Origin of the sequence: Paenibacillus glycanilyticus, from assembly GCF_030161375.1 — a bacterium.
In the GTDB taxonomy this organism is placed as follows: domain Bacteria; phylum Bacillota; class Bacilli; order Paenibacillales; family Paenibacillaceae; genus Pristimantibacillus; species Pristimantibacillus glycanilyticus_B.
This window is the reverse complement of the sequence record NZ_BSSQ01000001.1, coordinates 118,841-137,972: the sequence shown is the minus strand read 5'-3', so window position 1 is coordinate 137,972 and position 19,132 is coordinate 118,841. Positions and strand designations below refer to the sequence as shown.

Genomic DNA, 19,132 nt, shown 5'->3' with positions numbered 1-19,132 from the left:
AAGTCCTCCTCATAGGTTTAGTGTCAGCTTTTATTATGAGGAAAGGCTTTCAATCGCTCAATGAACGCAATTAACCCGTTATTGTACTTTTTCAACCTGAGAGAAGCCGAGCTTCCAATTCCGACGAACAACGGCCGCCTGGGACTAATCGGCAAAGTCCCGGGCGGCCGTTGTTCGTTGTTTGTTTCTTGCATGGTTTCGCTATTCTCTCACCAAATAAGCACGCGCCATATAGTCGATTGTAGCCGCGAGTTCTTCGGTTGAAGCGTCAATAGGCGTTGTTCGATGCGATACCAGATTGCCGTCCCTATACGTGCAGTTATAGTCATATTGCCCTGCTTCCTCCAGCATGTTTGCTAGAAAAACGGGTAGATTGGAGGTTACGCCTTTATTCTCGGGGTGCAGGATCCAGTCCAGCGACTTCCAGTCCAGAATGCCTTCGTCGGTCTTCACCGGCGTCTTGTAATTCGCAAGCTCGGGTAATTCCCCTAAGTACAGATACATGCCGCCTAACTTCGCGCCGTTGCTTGTCCAAGTTACAAGCCCTTTGTACAAGAGTGGACAATCCGTCAGGCCGGTCTCCTCGGCCACTTCGCGCTTTACGGATTCGAGCGGAGTCTCTCCAGGCTCAAGCTTCCCGCCTACGCCGTTCCAGCATCCCATCCAGGAAGGCTTTTCCCGATTCAACAATAGCAGCTCATTGCCTCTTCGTATGAAACATATCGTATACGCAATCACGCGTTCACCTTCTTCGTCTTCATTCCATAATGACTTCACTATACCATGCTGTTCCATACGCGTATATCCATTACGGGATCGCCCCGTAGGTATACTCGTACGCGTACAACGCAAGTTCGATAGCGAGACGTTTGTCGGCCGCCAGATAGTCGTCTCCGAGCAGCGTCGCGATTTTGTCAAGCCGGTGATATAACGTCTGCCTGACGATAAACAGCTCGCGGGCCGTATCCTGCTTCGAGCCGGACAAGGAGAGGAACACCTTCAGCGTCTTGAGGAGCTGTCCGTTTTTCTCTTTGTCGTATCGCGCAAGCGGCCCGATATATTCCTCAATCAGAGCGGGAAGCATGCCAGTCTTCTTCAGACCCGAGATGATTCGATACGTATGCAGGTCATTGAAAAACGGCGAGCTAAGCGGTCCGATATCCGTCTGGATCGCGATCGTTTCCTGTGCGGATTCATAGCTTTCCCGAGCGCGGGACAAATCGGTCAAATATTTGCCGATGCCAAGGGTGCCGGCGAACAGGGCGGATTCCGGGTTATGTTCGGTTCTTCGCAAACGGTCGACAGCCTTAAGCAGTCTATCCTTCCATTTGAGCTGCTTCATCTGGTCAATAAGAACAAAGACGATATGGTCATGCAGGGCGGCGGGAAGCAGGAAATAACCTTCGCCTTCAAAGATGGCGCGGGCGACCATATTTTTCTGAATAAGCAGCTCTTCCCCTTCTTTCCACTCGGCCAGCTTTACGCTTAAGCGGAAGACGCAAACCGCGAGACCGTGCAGCTTGGCGGTTGGTTTGATCGAACCGATGTATTCCCGAACCTCCTTGTCAGTCGGTTTGCCGCTCAGCCAATCCGTTACCCACATCTCATCTTTATAGCGCCGTCTCTCCTCCATATATTTCGTTCGCATCATTTCTTGCGCGATGGCGGTAGCCGAGCGGTCTAGAGCGAGAATTTGGAATTCGCTTAGTTCCTGCTCGGATTGCAGCAGCAAATCGGCGAATAGGTGATCCAGGGCAAGAATCGGACGATGGGCAAGGCCGCGTTTGAGCGTGGGAGTGGCGAACATTTTGCCGTAAATCCACTGCTCGTAGAACGTATCGGCTTTGGCTCTGGGCATATGGGGGATAAATTCAGCTTCGGCATTTAACGGGAAGAAGGCGACTTGGGCGCCGGTTGCGTGATGGAGGAGCTTGAGCAGCGGCATGATGCCTTTACCGGAGAGCAGCAGTTGGTTGAGCTTGGTAGAGAGCGCTTCTAGCTCGTAGACCATGCGATGGTGCTGATGAATGAAGTAGGCATGCAAATCTTGCGTAATATCGATATAACGAACCTCCTCGTGGAAAAGAAGAAGAGGAAAGTTCTCGCGTCTAGCCAATTCGATCATCGCATCGGATGGCTGTTTCGTGTAGGTGCCAAGCTCGATGCAAAGGCCGGAAGCGCCGGAATCAATGAGCTGTTGCAGGAAGGAAAGGCTTAACTGTTCATTGTCGTGCCAGCCAACGCCGGTGGAGAGGATGAGTTCATTGCCGCTTAACAGCTTGCCGACTTGGGTAACTTCCATGATGTGGACCCAGCGGATCGTACGGTTCAGCGCTTCATCGCTTGCGATCGCTTCGGCCTTCTGAAACAGCGGGCGCTGCAGGATGTCTCTAACGGTTAGCTGCATCATCGTTTCAACCATGGACATTCACCGCCCTAGTGGATTAGTGGGGGAATCTAGTTTTTTCTATATTATACAAGATGATGATTTTTATAGGCAACGCGTTAAGGGAGAACCCCTCAAAGCTGAGTTTAAGCTTATGAAGGGTTTTTGCTGTTTTTTCGATAGATTTTTTTGGGAAAATGACCAATCTTAACTTTTTCTTAACGTAAGTTTGACGTTTGTTTGACATTAGACACCTATACTCACAAAGTGTCGACATTTATGAACAACTAGAGAGAGGGGGAGTATGGTGAGCTTTCGTGCTAGAGCAGGTGTTTTATTAGCGGGTTTGTGGCTGTTCTTTATGGCAATGGGCGGAACAGCTGAAGCGCATTTTGCTTCGACTGGCTTCTCGGACATTACCGTGAAGGACAAGAGCATGGAGTACAATGTGTTCTTGCTGGAGAAGGAGCTGCTTGAAGCTCTGCCAGAGATTGATACAGACGGCAACGGCCGGATTTCTACCGATGAGCTTTCCGGCGGCAATGCTGTCCTTACCGAAATGGCGCACGACCGCCTGATTGTGACCGGAGACGGCAAGATAGGTGCCGGCGTTGTGCTTGCCGCCAAGCAAGCAGAGAAAGCAAAAATGCCAATGATCGAGATTGACATCAACTACGATTTCGGAGAACCCGTAGACCGGTACATGGTTCAATATAACTTCTATGACGGTACCAACCCGGATCATCGCAGCTATGCAACCATTCGTATGGGTCAGCAATCCATCGTGCAGGTCATCAACAGCTCGAATAACATCTTGCAGATGGAAGGCTACCACGGATCTGATGCGAATCGTCCGGATGCGGATGATGCAGCGCAAGGCGATGCGCAACCGAGCCCGATAACGGCCGCTTCCTCGTGGACAAGCGTACTGAAAGAGTACGTAACGATGGGCATGGAGCATATTTGGTCAGGCGCTGATCACATGTTGTTCCTGTGCGGATTGATCCTGGCATCGGGGACAAGCGGCTGGACGATGCTGAAGCTAGTCTCGGCGTTTACGGTTGGACACAGCATTACGCTCGTCTTATCTGCGCTTGATCTCGCGTCATTGTCGCCGCTAATTGTGGAGCCTCTTATTGCGCTAAGCATCGTATTTATCGCTTTCGAGACGATGTTCCGCAAGAAATTCCCTAAGCTTCAAGGCAAACAAATCGCGGTCACCGTTATGTTCGGGATGGTGCATGGCTTTGGCTTTGCGGAGATTTTGCACGGTACGATGGCAGGCAATATTGCCCTGCCGCTCTTCTCCTTCAACCTTGGCGTTGAGATCGGTCAGCTTGTTGTCCTTGCGATCGTCATTCCGATTCTATGGGCAATCCGGAAGCTGATGAAGCAAAGCCGTCATAGCTGGTGGACCTACGCGACCTCCTCGATCGTTGGTTTGATGGGCCTCTATTGGCTGATCGAACGCCTAGTCTCTGAAATTACGATGTAACCTATTACATAGAAACAAAGGGAGTGTAACTAATTATGTTTAGCAAGAGCAAGAGATACAAGAGATGGATCTCTAGCGTTCTACTGGCAAGCATGCTTATGAGCATGCTGTCATCCATCGGCATTGCAGCAGCTGCGGAAGAGAATACCGTGCCGGAGCTGTTTGTTTCCGAGATTCATCCTGACGTAGCCGGAACGGATGACTATGAATTTTATGAAGTGTACAATAACTCGAACAAAACGATTCGGTTAAACGATTATACGTTCTTGTACCGTTATCCCAATCCAACTACTTCGCCGGATCTAACGTTTACGTTTGGCGAGAAATCACTGGCACCGGATCAAGTGATGGTGTTCTGGTACAATCCAAAAAACCTGACAGTAGAACAATTTAACACAAAATATGGCGTAAGTTTGACCGACAATCAACTCGTAAACGTCACAGGTTTCTCAGGTTTCCATAATACTAACGACCGTACGGTTGTTATTAAAAACAGCCAAGGCGTTGAAATCTCAAAATCAGGCTATACGGCTGCAACGGAAATTGCAGAAGGCCTAGGCGACCACTACATGCTGCCAACAGCAGGCGGCGCCCAAACCGATAAGTTTGCGATTAAAACCGCTCCGACGCCAGGTACGCTGTCTGCGGGACAAATCCCGACCGTCCATTATCAATTTCCGGAAGTACCGGTTAATCAAGCTCCGGTAATTACCCATACACCGGTTACATCGGGAAGCAGTGAGCAGGATCTTACGATTGCCGCCGAAATTACGGATGCGGACGATACGGCAACGGCGACCGTGTTCTATAAGAATTCTTCTGCCGCTTCGTACTCTTCTGTTCCAATGGCGAACACGACAGGCACAACTTTCACGGCAGTTATCCCTAAAGAAGCTCTTACAAGTACCGAGCTTCAGTACTACATTGAAGCAGCGGATGCCGTGAACCATCCAAAGACGGCAACGTATTCGGTTGCCATTGAGCTGAAAAACTTCGATTTCACCAAAGTTCCAGGTCTTCTTATTACGGAGCTCGTACCGGATTCCACGAATGTTACTGGTGTAAGTGCAGATGCGTACGAATTTGTAGAGGTATATAACAATACAACGCAGGCTGTTTCGTTAAATGATTACAAGCTGTTGTATCGTTATACGAATTCCGCGACGCCGGATGCCGTATGGGAGCTGCCTAGCACGGCGGTCATTCCTCAGGCAGGCACCGTTGTTTTCTGGATTATGAACGGCTCGACGAAGGATCTGAAAGCCGAAGATTTTAACGGGAATTATCATACGTCGCTTGAGGAAAATATCAATCTGTTCAAGGTTGACGGCGGTGGCGGTATGGCGAACGGCGGCAGTCGGAAGATCGTTATCGCTTCCAAGGCAGATAAGGAAATTGCGGAAGCCTTCTATGCGACGGATGCTCAAACCGAGCCGGACAAGGGGGTTTTCTATAAATACCCAATCGACGGCACGAACCAAATGCTTCTGAACAATGCGGCAATCAACGCGGCTACTCCGGGTACGGTAGAGGCAGCGCTGCTTCCTGCCGAGCCTGCTCCTGTTCTGAATCAACTTCCGATTATCGGGCATACGCCAGCCGGAACAGCCAACGTCGACAATGATCTGAACGTACAGGCAACGATTGTTGATCCGGATAGCGGGACGGTAACGGCAGTCCTCAACTACAAAGTTGGCGGTGCGGCGGATTATACGTCTGTACCAATGACAGCCGAAGAGAACGATTTGTTCAGCGCATCGATACCGAAGGGCGCTCTTACCGATTCGGAGCTGAAATATTATATCGAAGCAAATGATGGAGTAGACAAGCTGAAGTCGACGATTTATTCCGTCACGATCACGCTGGGCAATGTAGATTCCAATAAACTTCCGCCTCTGATGGTAACGGAAATCGTTCCTGATTCCACGAACGTAGGCAGCGCGGACGGTTATGAATTTATCGAAATCTACAACAATACGGATAAACCCGTAAACTTTAACAACTACAAAATTCAATACCGCTATACCGCTTCGGGACCGGATGCCGACGTGATTTGGCCTTCGACACCTGAAGAAGTAATTATTCCTTCAAAAAAAACGCTGGTGTTCTGGATTATTAACAGCCAGAATAAGCAATCAACCGTTGCGGAGTTCAACGCCAACTACGGTACCAATCTGGTAGAAGGCACGGATATCGTTAAGATCTATAGCGATGGCATGGCTAACGGCGGTGGGCGCGGCATTGTTGTTGCAACCAACACGAAGACGGAACTTTCGGCCGCTTATTACGATACGGATGCGGAAACCGTTGCGAACAAAGGGATTTTCTATAAATATTCTCCAACCGGCGGCTCGCAAATGGTTAAATATAGCGCGGGCACTGAAGCAGCGACGCCGGGTACGGTAGCACCGGTTCAAGTGCCGCAAATTCCGGTGAAGACGCCGGCCGATTCAACGAAACCTACTTATAAGGATTTGACGAATACGCCGGCAATCGACAAGGCTCAGAACCTCTCGATCAAAGCGGAAGCACATGACGAGAATAGCGTAAAATCCGTAGCACTATTTTACAAAAGCAACTTGGACGCGCAATATACGAAACGTTATTTGGCAGAAAGCTTTGACGATACATTGTATCACTATACAATCTATTCGCCGGAGCTGATCGGCCGTGATTATATCGAGTATTACTATGTCGTATCCGATGGACAGAATGAAGTAACCTCGGATAAATATCGCACCGAAATTAAGGGCAATACGGATCATTCGGATCTGCGATTGAATGTGAAGGACGGCGATTTCCTTGCCGGAACAAAGGTACTCAAAGCAACAGCCGAGAATGCTCCTGCCTCTGAACTGCATCTCTCTGTTGATCAGACCGAAGCGACGGAAGGCACTTACTCCGCTGTTGAGCAGGATGCGTATTTTGCTTTTGAAGCAAATGGCGTTAACTATTATTTCAAGAACGGCGTAACGATGGGGCAGGAAATCCTATCGATTTTTCTGGATCCAATCAATACCTACACAACATTAACGGTACCAATTGCAGCGGAACGCCTGAAGGGCGGAAGCAATATTATTTCCATCCGGGCAGGTACAAAGGCTTCTCCTTTTGATGACCGCGAAGGCGAGAACAAGGATGATTTTACGGTCCGTAACGTTAGACTTGTATTTGCGGACGGCACGGAAATTTTCGATGATCGTTACAAAAACCGGGATACGGTCATTCCAATGGGCGACAGCGCAGGGAAAAATCCGGTAATGGACTTCAACTTCGTTATTCCGGAGGAATTGCTTGCGTCGAAGGCTTATGCCCTGGATACAACGAAACTTACTGACGGGGAACATAGCGTAAAAGTCAGCCATTCTACATTTGGCGAGAAGACTGCCATTGTGAAGGTGGACAATACCGCCCCGGCCATTACAACTTCCCTTGAGGACGGCAAAGAATACCGCGGCGCATTCACCATTGACGCTTCTGCAACGGATGCGTTGTCCGGCGTAGAGCAAACACTGGCGTGGCTTGATGAAACGCCAATCACGATTCCGTATGCAACAGCATCGAAAGATTTGACGGGCGGAGAGCATGTATTCAAAATTCAGTCAACAGATAAAGTGGGCAACGTAGCCGTGAAGGAAGTCACCTTCACCGTACCGGACGAGAATCCGCTTAAGCCGGAACTGGTATCTCCATCTGACGGTGCAACGGGAGCAGGTGTGAACCCGGTTCTGGCGGTGAAGGTCAAGGACCCGACAAACGACAAGATGGATGTTACGTTCTACCGCGGGTATAAGTATGACGGCGCGAATCAGGATGGATTCCAAGGCTTCCGCAATGCGGCAGACGTAGAACCTCCGAAAGAAATAGCCCCCGCCGGGGAAAAAGCGATGACAGCCGATGATTACAACAAGATTAGCGCGGTGGACAAGAACTACTTAACGGACGACTCAACGGAGCAATTCCCTTACCAGCGCTTCCAGGTGCAACTTGATCCATCCGTGAAGGACACGGATCAAATTGAACTGACATGGAAAGGCAATTCGCTTGAAGGCCGCAAAGTCAGCTTGTATGTATGGAGCCCATCCAAAAAGCAATGGATCAGCGTTGATTATAAAGTGGCCGGAGCGCAAGACTTTACCTTGAACGCATGGGTAACAGCCGGGGAATACGCGGACAACCATACCGTGCAAGTAATGGTGCAGGACGAGCTACCAGCTTCGCAGGATAACTTTGACTTCTCGTTCGCTTGGATGTCCGATACGCAGTATTACTCGGAAAGCTATCCGAACATCTATGAAGACATCGTGCATTGGATTGCGGACAACAAAGAGAAAGAAAAAATTAAATATGTCATCCATACCGGCGATATTGTCGACGAAGCGGATAAAGAAATTCAATGGCAGCGTGCCGATGCCGACATGAAGGTGCTGGAAGACGCTAACGTTCCATACGGCGTGCTCGCGGGCAACCATGACGTTGACCATCAGCTTGGCGCTTACGATTATTACTGGAACTATTTCGGAGAAGACCGATTTAAGGATCAGCCAACTTACGGTGGTTCTCTGGATAACAACCGCGGTCACTATGATCTCATATCTTCGAACGGCAATGATTTCATCATGGTATACATGGGCTGGGGTATCCGCGATTCGGATATCGACTGGATGAACGAAGTTCTGGCGAAATATCCGGACCGCAAGGCGATCCTGAACTTCCATGAGTTCTTGCTCGTATCCGGCAATCGCGCTCCGATTGCGGATAAGATTTTTGAAGAGGTTGTACAAAAGAACAAAAATGTATTTGCCGTATTATCAGGCCATTATCATGATTCCAAGCTCCTCGTTGATAAGATTGACGATGACGGAGACGGCATTGGCGAACGTCCGGTCTATCAAATGTTGTCCGACTATCAAGGTGGTCCGGAAGGCGGCCAAGGTTATATCAAGCTGCTTCAGTTCGATATCGCGAATGGCAAAATGAACGTAAAAACGTACTCGCCTTACATGGACGACTATAATTTTTACGACCCAAGCGACACGACAAAACAAGAAGAATTTACGCTTGACGTGAATCTGACGCCACAAGTCAAACGCGTAGCAACTGACTACATGGGCGTTAACGTCTATTCCGATCAGCCGATCGGCAAGGTTGAGCAAGTAACAAGCGGAGAGCAAGCTTCCGTAACGTGGAGCGGCTTGAACGCAAGCGGAAAGTATCAATGGTATGCGGCAGCTGAAGATGCTTACACAGGCAAGACGTTGTCCGATATCTGGAGCTTCAGAACCGATTCTGGCGGTACAGGCGGTACGAACCCTCCTGTAGAAGAACCTGGCAGCGGATCCGGAAACGGCGGCGGTCAGAAACCGGAACAAACGGGTAATGGCGTCAGCATCGACGGCAATACGGTTGGTCAGACGATAACCGTATCGTCGAAAACGCTGAACGAAGCTATTAAGATGATTGCCGGCAAAAAAGGTCAAACGATTGAGATCAAGGGGGATTCCACGCAAGCTGTAAACGTGGAATTGCCGGCACGCACGCTGCTGGAAGCATTGAAGCAAGCACCAAACCTGACGATCTCGGTAACGATGGGCGGTGCAAGCTATGATCTGCCGATCAGCGCGCTTAACTTGCCATCCTCGATTGGTTCGGATGCTTCGATTGTCATCAAGATCAATCAGGTAGATAGCGCGTTATCGGCTACGATAAAGGATAAAGCGACTAAATCCGGCGTGAAGCTTATCGGTACACCGATCGAATTTAGCGTATTCCTGCAATCGAACGGCAATATGCAGGAAATTAACGACTTCGGCAAGACGTATGTATCTCGTACAATTGAAATCGGACAGACTTTGGACGCTTCGCATTCCACAGCTGTTATGTACAACGAAGTGACCGGGGAATTCACTTTTGTTCCAGCGACCTTCAAGAAAGAAAATGGTCATACGGTTGTAACGATTCAGCGTACGGGGAACAGCGTCTATGCAATTGTCCAGCTGAATAAAACATTCAGCGATATGAAGAACCATTGGGCGAAAGAGGGTGTCGAGCTCATGGCATCCAAACTGATCGTCAAAGGAATTAGCAGCGATAAGTTTGGTCCAGAGGCTTCGATCACTCGGGCGGAATTCGCGGCAATGGTTGTGAGAGCGCTTGGTATTTCCGAGAATGCGGCTGCGGCTTCCTTCAAGGATGTAAGCAGCAAGAACTGGTTCGCAGGCGCAGTTGGCGCAGCGGTGAAAGCAGGTATCGTAAAAGGTTATGAAGGCAACACTTTCAAGCCTAACGCATCGATCTCCCGCGAAGAGATGGCGGTTATGATCTCCCGTGCTCTTGCGTACACGGGCAAACAGCCGACAACGAGCGGCACAGCTCTGCTGAATGCGTTCAAAGATAAAGCTTCGATTGACGTTTGGGCGCAGCAAGCCGTAGCTCAAGCGGTTAACGCGAAGATTATCGGAGGCACGACAGGGGGCAAGTTTGCTCCAGACAGCAAAGCCACCCGCGCGGAAGCGGCAGTAATGCTGAAGCGACTGCTCGAGTATGTAGATTTTATTTAAAGTAACTTTCCGAATAAGCCTCTCGTCTATGACGAGGGGCTTATTTTATGGGTTTATATGGTAGCATAGAATAGCAGGATTAGGGATAGGAGCTGTTGGTATATGTATAAGATGCTTGCCATATTCATGATGGCTGGAATGGTATTCGCAGGATGCCAGAACGAGCATCAAGATTTGCGGACTGTCGATTCCACTTCGATGCCGGCGCCGTCAGATGCCCAAACAGTTGAATTAACCGGGGAGCCTCTTCTATTCAAGGAGGAGAAGCCCGATGACGCTTTCAATCAGATAAATTATCTCATTCATGAGTATCAACTAAAGCTTGCCGCAGCCGTAAATACGAATACCTTTGCCGAGGTGGAACCGTATCTTCTTCCGGGGAGCAGTCTGTATGATGAGCAGAAAAAACTTGTTACAGATCTGTTTGCTCGCAACGTCAAGGAGAGTATCGTGTCATCGAAGGTATATGGCTACACGATAGAAGGAGATCAATACCGGATCGAGGTCACGGAGCAAATAAAGATTCATTACCCGGATAAAGGCGCTAGATTGAAAAACTACAATTGGCTGTATACCGCTAAGCAAGCGGATGGCAGGCTAAAGCTAAGCGGGATTGAAGCATGGGACACCTATGAGCGGGATATGGAACAGAGGAGCTCCGCCGTTAAAGGCGACGGGTATTATGCGGATGAGCTGTTTAGCAATTACCCCGAAATACTGGAAAAAGCTATACGTACACTAGATTTAACCGACATTCGGCGTATATCCGGAAGCGAGACGGTATTCGAACAGCAAAAAGCGCTGATCAGCTGGTTTCGTAAATCCGGTGAAGAGGTCACTATTCAAGCTACAACGGTGCAACAAGATCCGATCAGACAATATGGTCTGGAACTGGATTTTGTAGACGGTTATCAAGGAACCGGAACGCAGATGGTTTATTTTCAACTAAGTGAACGCCGCAATGATCAAGGCTTTGGCGGTCATGCTGTAATCGATTATTTTTCCGACGGTGAGATAGATGATGCTTTTGCGTCAGATCCCCATGCCGTTATAAGGTATCAATATATTCGGTTGCACCCGAAGATGCCGGAGTATTTGGTGAAGGTGTACGGTCGTGCCGAGGGAGAGGAGATTGAGGACAGAATTTATCATGCGGAAAAGATAGAGCTCTATGAAGCGGGTTCAAATGGGCGGTTGCTTCAAACGATTTCGTTAGAGCCTACGGATACACGGGATGGAATGAACTTGGGAATTCAGATCGAAGATATGAATTTCGACGGCTACCTCGATCTTTGTATTCAGAGCGGGATTCCGGCAGGTCCAAACACGCCTTACAAGTATTGGTTATGGAATTCTAATTCGTCGTCATTAGAGGCCAATTTAGAGCTGGAGGAAATTACCGCTCCGGAGTTTGATTCCTACACGCAAACCGTCCATTCTTTAATTAGAGTTCACGCAGCCGAATATTCGGATGTTTATTACCGCTATATCAATGGTTCTCCTGTACTCGTATCAAGTGTTGTGCACAAATATGATGCTGAGAAAAATGCGTGGCAAGAGACCATTTCGGAGCTTGTTGACGGGCAAATGCAGATCACCGGGCAATATGAGGAAGCGGATTCATAACGACGAATAGGCGGTAAGTATGCTATACTTTCCTAACCTAACGAATTTCGAAGGGAAGACGGTTTCGTGGAACAAACGTTTCGGATTAAGGCGCTGAAATACGGCGAGTTATTGCATTATGAATGGGATACGGATCTGCTGGAAGAAGGGGACGGTTATGTATTTGTCCTTGGCCGGTATGGCCGGAAGCTTCAGCATCATACAAAACAATCCGTGTTTACCGTTAACAATTGGTCTATCGAGTTTTTCTCGAGCAAGCATTGGTTTACGGTCAGCGCGGGAATTGTGGACGGTCAGATTAATGAATATTATTGCAACATCAATATGCCGGCGGTCAAGAACGGGAACGAGATCTCGTTCATCGATCTGGATTTGGATCTAGTCCAACGCGGCGGCAAGTGGATGGTTATAGACGAGGACGAATTTGCCGAGAATGCAGGTAAGTTCGGTTACCCGGAGCAGCTCATCCGGCAGGTGCGGGAAGAGCTTGCGGCTCTTGAGGCGCGCGTGGCCGCAAGAGAGTTTCCTTTTGACGGGACGATTGAACGGCTGATGGCCCAAATTCCTCAACAACAAGAACTGAAAAGATAAATCCGACCAGATAAGAAGGAATTCAGCCCGGCATGTAGAAATAAACAAGAAATTATTCCACTACTACAATAGACGCAAGGATGAAGAACGAGATGCTTAAGGATAAAATTTTGAATCGGCAGGCGGGCATTATTACTTACGGCATGACACCGCCCAAATCAAGCCATTCGACAGAGAAGATTGCAGAAATCGCGGATAAGCAATACGAGCGTCTGAAGGATCTGGACATTGACGGCTTGATCCTCTACGACGTGCAGGACGAAGCGGACCGTACGGATGAAGAAAGACCGTTCCCGTATCTCGAGGCGCTGGACCCGACCGTTTACAGCAAAACGTATTTGAACTATTGGAAAGTTCCAAAGATTATTTACCGCGTTGTCGGCCATAATTCGGCCGAGAGTTTTGCGGAATGGCTGAAGCAGGATGCGGAAGAAGACCGGTATTCGGTCTTTGTGGGTACGTCCTCCAGCAAGCAGCAGACAACGATGAAGCTGCCGGAAGCGTACGAGCTTAGCGGCAAGCTGAACGACCGGTTGATGCTTGGCGGCGTTGTTATTCCGGAACGTCATATGAAGAAAAACGACGAGCATTTGAGGATTAAGGACAAAGTGGACGGCGGCTGCAAGTTTTTTATCTCCCAGGCGACGTATAACGTAGAAGCATCGAAGAACATGTTGTCCGACTACTATTATTATTGCCAAGAGAACGGCATTGAGATGGTGCCGATTCTGTTCAACCTGGCGCCATGCGGCTCGCAGAAAACACTCGAATTCATGAAGTGGCTCGGCATCAGCATTCCGAAATGGCTCGAGAATGAATTGCTTAAGTCGACGGATATTTTGGACAAGTCCGTGACGCTATCGCTTAAAATTTTTGAAGAGCTGTTTGAATTCGGCATCGAAAAAGGCATTCCGATCGGCTGCAGTATCGAGAGCGTATCGACGCGTAAAGTCGAGATCGAAGCTTCCGTGCAGCTCGTGAAAGATATTAAGAAAGTGATCGACCGCAAACTAGGCGTTAACGCCTAATACCGATTTGAATAAAACCGCTGTTTGAGACGGAGCTTCATGAAGCCCGGCTTGAACGGCGGTTTTTGTTTCATTTGACCTACTAAAGCTCCTGCGACTTTAGTAGGTTTTTTATTGTACACATGATTATTAATTCTAAGAATTATATGAATTATATAATACAAACGATTATCAAATAGATATTTTAGAATACAAAACTATAACTTTCAATAATATTTCATGCATTTACCATTTCTTTATTTTATTTTTACACTCTATAAACTTAACTACTCTATGATGTTGCAGAACCAATAGAGAGAGTAGGAGGAATCGGGAGTGAAGAGAAGTTATAAGCTGACCAACCGGATGTTGGCCGTTGTAACGCTTTGGACGTCGGTTGCGGCATCCGGAGGTTATTTCATGGTGCATCAGGCAAACGCCGGATCATCCGCCGAAAATGTATTTGCGAGAGCGGGAGTTACGGCGACTGCTAACGGGTATGTATCGGATGCTTTTGCGCCGTCCTTAGCCATTGACGGACATCGGGATAGCGGTGAATGGCAGTTCCAAGGCAATGACGGCCTGCCAACAACGGACAATCCGTATTGGCTGGAGGTAGATGCCGGCGCGGAGGTTAGCGTAGAGCAATTTGTTGTGGGACATGCCGGCGCTGGCGGGGAAGAAGGGCAATACAATACGAAGGATTTCACGATTGAGACCAGCGATGACAACGTCAATTGGACGCCGGTCGTTACGGTGAACGGCAATACGGAAGATACAACCACACATGATCTGGACACGCCGGTGACGGCAAGATATTTCAAGCTTTCCATTACGAATCCGGGCGAAGTGGATGCCGGGACAGGATTCTACGCCGCACGGATCTATGAGTTTGAGGCCATTGGCTTTGAACAGAGCGAAGAGACTCCGGAAGCTCCGGAGAATGCGAATGAAGATGCAGAAGCGGAACTTGCCGCGCAGCCAAGCGAAGCGCATGGCTTGCTTGGCGAATATTACTTGAACACAGGCTCGGGCAATAACTTTGCCTATGGTGATTATAAAGCAACAACCGTGGATGCTTCGATTAATTTTACGGACCTGAACCCGGTTCTGAAAGGGATGACGGGCGTTGAGGACGGCGCGAACGTGCGCTGGACCGGTCAAATGATGCCGCCGGAGTCGGGAGACTACACCTTCTACATGACGGGCGACAACGGCTTCCGCGTGTGGATCGACAACAAGCTTGTGATCGATCATTGGGTGAACGATTGGGATAAAGAAATGACGAGTCAGCCGATTACGCTCGAAGGCGGCCGCAAGTACGAGATCAAAGTCGAATATTTCGAGGATTTCGGCGGTTCCAACCTGTATTTGCGCTGGTCGACGCCAACGCTTGCGAAGACCATTGTTCCTGAGAGCGCGTTCTATCTGCCGGCGGATTATACGGGAGCCAAGGCGGCTAGCGTTGCTGCTGACGGAAGAAATCTGCTGCTTAATATGATCTCGGATCTTAAACAGCTTCCAGCTGACCTCAATGAACACCTGACGGTGACCGTGGACGGACAAGCCGTTCCGGTTGAGACAATCACACAGGATGCTGCGCCAAGCGGCGTGACGATGTTGCTGTCGAGAGTTGTTGTTCCAGGCCAATCGGTGAAGCTCGCTTATGATGGGCAAGGCGGATTGCAGTATGCGGACGGGACGGCCGTGAATGGTTTCGTCTTCAGCCCGGCCAACTTGTCCGAAGTCGTAGATTATACGCCGTATGCCATTGCGATGTCGTTATACGGCAGCGCAAAGACGAACCGATCTTTCGCATGGTACACCACTTATGACAAGCCGCAGAACGCTCCAACCAACGCGACGGACAGTATGGTAGAGATCGTGCCTGCTGGCGAAGCTTTTGACTCGCCGAATAAGCTCCGTGTTGTCGGCAAGCCGGAAGATACGCGCGTGCTGAACAACTTGAAGATTACTTCCGGCACAACCGGCTCGTTCATCAGCCATAAAGTGTTGGTGGAAGGCTTGAAGCCAGGCACGGCTTACAAATACCGCGTGGGTAACGACGGGTATTGGAGTGAAGCGGGTTCTTTCACAACGGAAGCGGAGAATGAGGACAACTTCAACTTCTTGTACATGACGGACTCCCAAGGCTCCAATTCGCAGGATTACGATGTCTGGGGCAACACGATGAAGCAGGCCGTCAATAAATTCCCGGATGCGCGCTTCCTCATGATGACCGGTGACCAGGTAGACGCGGGAGCTCTTGAATCGCAGTGGCTGGACTACTTCAAGAAGCCGCAGTCGATTCTGATGAACCTGCCTATTATGGCGGCTGTCGGCAACCACGAAGGTCCGTACAACGACAACTATTACTACCATTTCAACTATCCGAACGATTCCATTGAAGATCCGCTCCCGCCGGGCAGCGTGTATGCGTATGACTACGGCGATGCTCATATCATGATCCTTAACACGATGGATATGGGCTGGGATCAGAGACAGAAGGATTCCTTCAAGCAAGAGCTGGAATGGCTGAAGCATGAAGTAGCGACAACGGATAAGAAATGGAAAATCGTCGGCTTCCATAAAGCGATCTATTCCGTAGGCAACCACGCTATTGACGGCGATATTTTGGAGTTGCGCCAAATGTTATATCCGGTATTCGACGAACTCGGAATCGACGTTGTGTTGCAAGGTCATGACCATACCTTCATGAGGTCGTTCCAGATGTACAACAATGAGCCGGTTAAGGATGTACAGAAGGACGCCGAGGGTAGAGTTATTAATCCCGATGGTACGCTGTACATGATCAACAATTCGGCTGCGACGAAGTTTTATGATATTCAAGCCAATGTCGACCGCTTCTATGCGGCGGTATATCAACAGCCGAAGAAGGCGATTTTCTCCGGCGTCAGCATGACCGAGAACAGCTTTACGATTGACTCGTTTATGTCGGGAGAGAACTCTCCGTTTGATACGTACACGATTCTCCGCAACGAGGCGAAGCCAAAGCCGGTTGAAGAGCTCGAAGTCAGCAAGTCGGAGGACGGCAAGCGGACCATTACATGGAACAAGCCGCAGGATGAAGGTGTCAGAGGCTTCCGCCTGTATGAGAAGAACGACAAGTTAGGAGCCAACTGGAGCGTATATATTCCGGCAGCAGCCGACCAAGCGAGCTATCAATATGTCGTGAATAAAACAAACCTCGACCAATCCTATGAATTTGTCGTCAAAGCCGTTAACAAACGCGATAACTCGGAAGCTAAGATCGCTGTCAGCGCAGGCAACCAACCGGCTGCACCAACTGCACCGGTCGTAGACGACGCGCATAACACGTTCGGCTGGACGAACGCCAAAGACTACACGGCTGTTACGGATTATGAGTACAGCGTGGACAACGGGACAACTTGGTTGCCTGCAACCGCCAATCCGCAACCAATCACCGATGGCGATTACGCTGCGGGAACGGTGCAGGTACGCGTGAAGGCTAACGAATCGCTTGGCATCCTTGCAGGCGTATCGCTTGTGTCGACCAAAGCATTCACGAAGAACGATACGCGCGATACGTTCCTGCTCTCAGGCACGCTGGATCGGGGCACTACTCAGCTGAAGGTTACGGTAGACGTCGAACAGCTTAAGGACTACGAGGATGGTGCCTACGTGGTGTTCCAATTGATGAAAGGGAATAATCCGCAGCCGGTTCTCGTGAGCGCGGTTCCGCTCAAGAAGACGAAGCTTGCGATGACGCAGTACTTCAACGAAACGGATAAAGATTACAAAGTGAAGGTATTCGTCATGAACCAGTTCGACAGCAAAGCCGAGACGCCGGTTCAATTGGCAAGACCAAAGCTGTTCCAATAACGGCTGGAAAGAGAGGTTACAGCGGTGAAAAAAGTACTAGCAGCCTTATTGGCTTTGTTTATAGTTGTTCTGCCTGCAACCGGCTATGCTGCTGCGGCATCCTTCGCGCTTAACTTAAGCGCGAAGGAAGTGCTGCGCGGCGATGCGATTACGTTCTCGGGCACGGCAGAGGATGATGTGGTCCTGAAGATTATCCGTCCGAACCAGACGACTTTTTATATGGATGTTATTGAGCCGGCCGACGGCCTTTATTCCGCAACGATTACGATTCCGGATACGGAACAATTCGCGCCGTGGGGTGTCTACAACGTAGTTGCGAGCAGCGGCTCCGCGAAAAAAGAAACGGCGTTCACCGTTGTTCAATCGCATAGCGGCGGCGGTACGGATCCGGATGGCGGCACTTCGCCAGCGGGTACAATTCCGGTAGATGCCGGCGATGCGTCAGGTTCTGTTATTAAGCCGGAGCTTGGCACCAATGGCGAGTATATTTTCGGCAGCGGCACGCTCGCTTCTGCCATCAGTCAAGCTCAGGGCTCAATTACGGTTGAGCTGCCTGCAGGCGCAGGAGAGAACGGCAGCGCGCTGAACTTCCCGGCAGAGACGCTGAAACAATTGAGTGACAAGAAGCTGGATTTGATTATCGCTTCGGGCAGTTCGACAATCCGGTTCCCTGCCGGCTCCATCGGGTCATCCGACACATCAAATAGCGCTCTGATTCGCATTGTCGTGAACACGAAGCTGACCAATACGGCGAAAGACGAGATTAACAAAGCAATTCAATCGAACAAGGATTATGTATCGGCTGGCATTGTGATTTCCGTGTCCATTCAAGCCGTGAACGGCAGCAGCGTGACGGAGATTCACAATCTGAACAAGAAGGCGGAAGTAACGCTGAAGCTGACTACGGAGCAAGCGAAGCAGCTCGCTTCGGGCCTGGCAGGCGTGTATTACGTGAACGGCTCGCAGCTTGAATTTGTTGGCGGCAAGGTTAAAGGGGATACGTTTACGTTTAAGGCGAAACATTTTTCCACCTATGCCATTCTTGAATACAACAAGACGTTTGTTGATATCCCGGCTGGCCATTGGGCAGCGGCTTCCGTCAAATCGCTGACCGCGAAACATATCGTTACGGGAGTGGATAACTCGCATTACGCGCCAAACCGCAATATTACGCGCGCAGAGTTTGCGACAATGATAATGCGTGCGGTGGATTGGACGGGCATGGAAGAAGATGAATCGGCCATCAATCCGTTCAAGGATGTACCGAAGGACAAATTTTATACGGAAGCCGTAACGCGTGCGGCATCGCTTGGAATCATGTCGGGTTACGGTGGAACGTTTAGACCTAATGACCGGATTACGCGGGAAGAGGCTGTTGTTACGCTTGTGCGGACGGTCAAATATTTTGAACTCGCGGATGCGGGCAAGGGAGCGCCTTCGTTCTCCGATGCGAAACAAATTTCGGCTTGGGCGACAGATGCGGTTAATCAAGCTTGGAAGCTTGGTGTAGTTCAAGGCGACGGCAAGCAGTTCCATCCGAAGCAAGCTCTAACGCGCGCGGAAATCGCGATGATGATTAACCGGCTCATGCCGTAAGCAAGAC

At 49.6% G+C, this 19,132-nt stretch carries 9 protein-coding genes; 7 read left to right on the top strand and 2 right to left on the bottom strand.

What is annotated here, in order from left to right:
* Positions 1-201 precede the first annotated feature (201 nt).
* Together QQK89_RS00485 and QQK89_RS00480 are read right to left on the bottom strand one after the other, a co-directional pair.
* Complete coding sequence (locus QQK89_RS00485) at positions 202-795, bottom strand: NUDIX hydrolase (protein ID WP_284236429.1); 594 nt, start codon at positions 793-795, stop codon at positions 202-204.
* Positions 796-808: 13 nt separating this feature from the next.
* Positions 809-2,422, bottom strand: a complete 1,614-nt coding sequence (locus QQK89_RS00480; RefSeq protein WP_284236428.1) for a PucR family transcriptional regulator — start codon at positions 2,420-2,422, stop codon at positions 809-811.
* A 268-nt stretch (positions 2,423-2,690) separates the two neighbouring features.
* Between QQK89_RS00480 and QQK89_RS00475 the strand changes: the two genes are divergently transcribed.
* From QQK89_RS00475 to QQK89_RS00445, 7 genes are all read left to right on the top strand, one after another.
* Positions 2,691-3,881: a HupE/UreJ family protein gene (locus QQK89_RS00475; RefSeq protein ID WP_284236427.1), complete on the top strand. Its 1,191-nt coding sequence runs from the start codon at positions 2,691-2,693 to the stop codon at positions 3,879-3,881.
* A gap of 35 nt (positions 3,882-3,916) precedes the next feature.
* A complete protein-coding gene (locus QQK89_RS00470; protein ID WP_284236426.1) occupies positions 3,917-10,441 on the top strand; it encodes an S-layer homology domain-containing protein in 6,525 nt (2,174 codons plus the stop codon).
* 102 nt (positions 10,442-10,543) lie between these two features.
* A complete protein-coding gene (locus tag QQK89_RS00465; protein ID WP_284236425.1) occupies positions 10,544-12,067 on the top strand; it encodes an XAC2610-related protein in 1,524 nt (507 codons plus the stop codon).
* 66 nt (positions 12,068-12,133) lie between these two features.
* Entirely contained in the window at positions 12,134-12,658 is a 525-nt protein-coding gene (locus QQK89_RS00460) for a DUF402 domain-containing protein (protein WP_284236424.1), read from the top strand.
* Positions 12,659-12,750: 92 nt separating this feature from the next.
* A complete protein-coding gene (locus tag QQK89_RS00455; RefSeq protein ID WP_284236423.1) occupies positions 12,751-13,686 on the top strand; it encodes a methylenetetrahydrofolate reductase in 936 nt (311 codons plus the stop codon).
* 315 nt (positions 13,687-14,001) lie between these two features.
* Positions 14,002-17,529 (top strand): PA14 domain-containing protein, encoded by a 3,528-nt coding sequence (locus QQK89_RS00450; RefSeq protein WP_284236421.1) that lies wholly within the window; start codon positions 14,002-14,004, stop codon positions 17,527-17,529.
* A 24-nt stretch (positions 17,530-17,553) separates the two neighbouring features.
* On the top strand, positions 17,554-19,125 hold the full coding sequence (locus tag QQK89_RS00445; protein WP_284236420.1) for an S-layer homology domain-containing protein: 1,572 nt from the start codon (positions 17,554-17,556) through the stop codon (positions 19,123-19,125).
* Positions 19,126-19,132 lie beyond the last annotated feature (7 nt).

Excerpts from the sequence above, each read along its gene's own strand:
- QQK89_RS00485 (WP_284236429.1), bottom strand. The coding sequence starts at position 795 with ATGGAACAGCATGGTATAGTGAAGTCATTATGGAATGAAGACGAAGAA.
- QQK89_RS00480 (WP_284236428.1), bottom strand. The coding sequence starts at position 2,422 with ATGGTTGAAACGATGATGCAGCTAACCGTTAGAGACATCCTGCAGCGC.
- QQK89_RS00475 (WP_284236427.1), top strand. The coding sequence starts at position 2,691 with ATGGTGAGCTTTCGTGCTAGAGCAGGTGTTTTATTAGCGGGTTTGTGG.
- QQK89_RS00470 (WP_284236426.1), top strand. The coding sequence starts at position 3,917 with ATGTTTAGCAAGAGCAAGAGATACAAGAGATGGATCTCTAGCGTTCTA.
- QQK89_RS00465 (WP_284236425.1), top strand. The coding sequence starts at position 10,544 with ATGTATAAGATGCTTGCCATATTCATGATGGCTGGAATGGTATTCGCA.
- QQK89_RS00455 (WP_284236423.1), top strand. The coding sequence starts at position 12,751 with ATGCTTAAGGATAAAATTTTGAATCGGCAGGCGGGCATTATTACTTAC.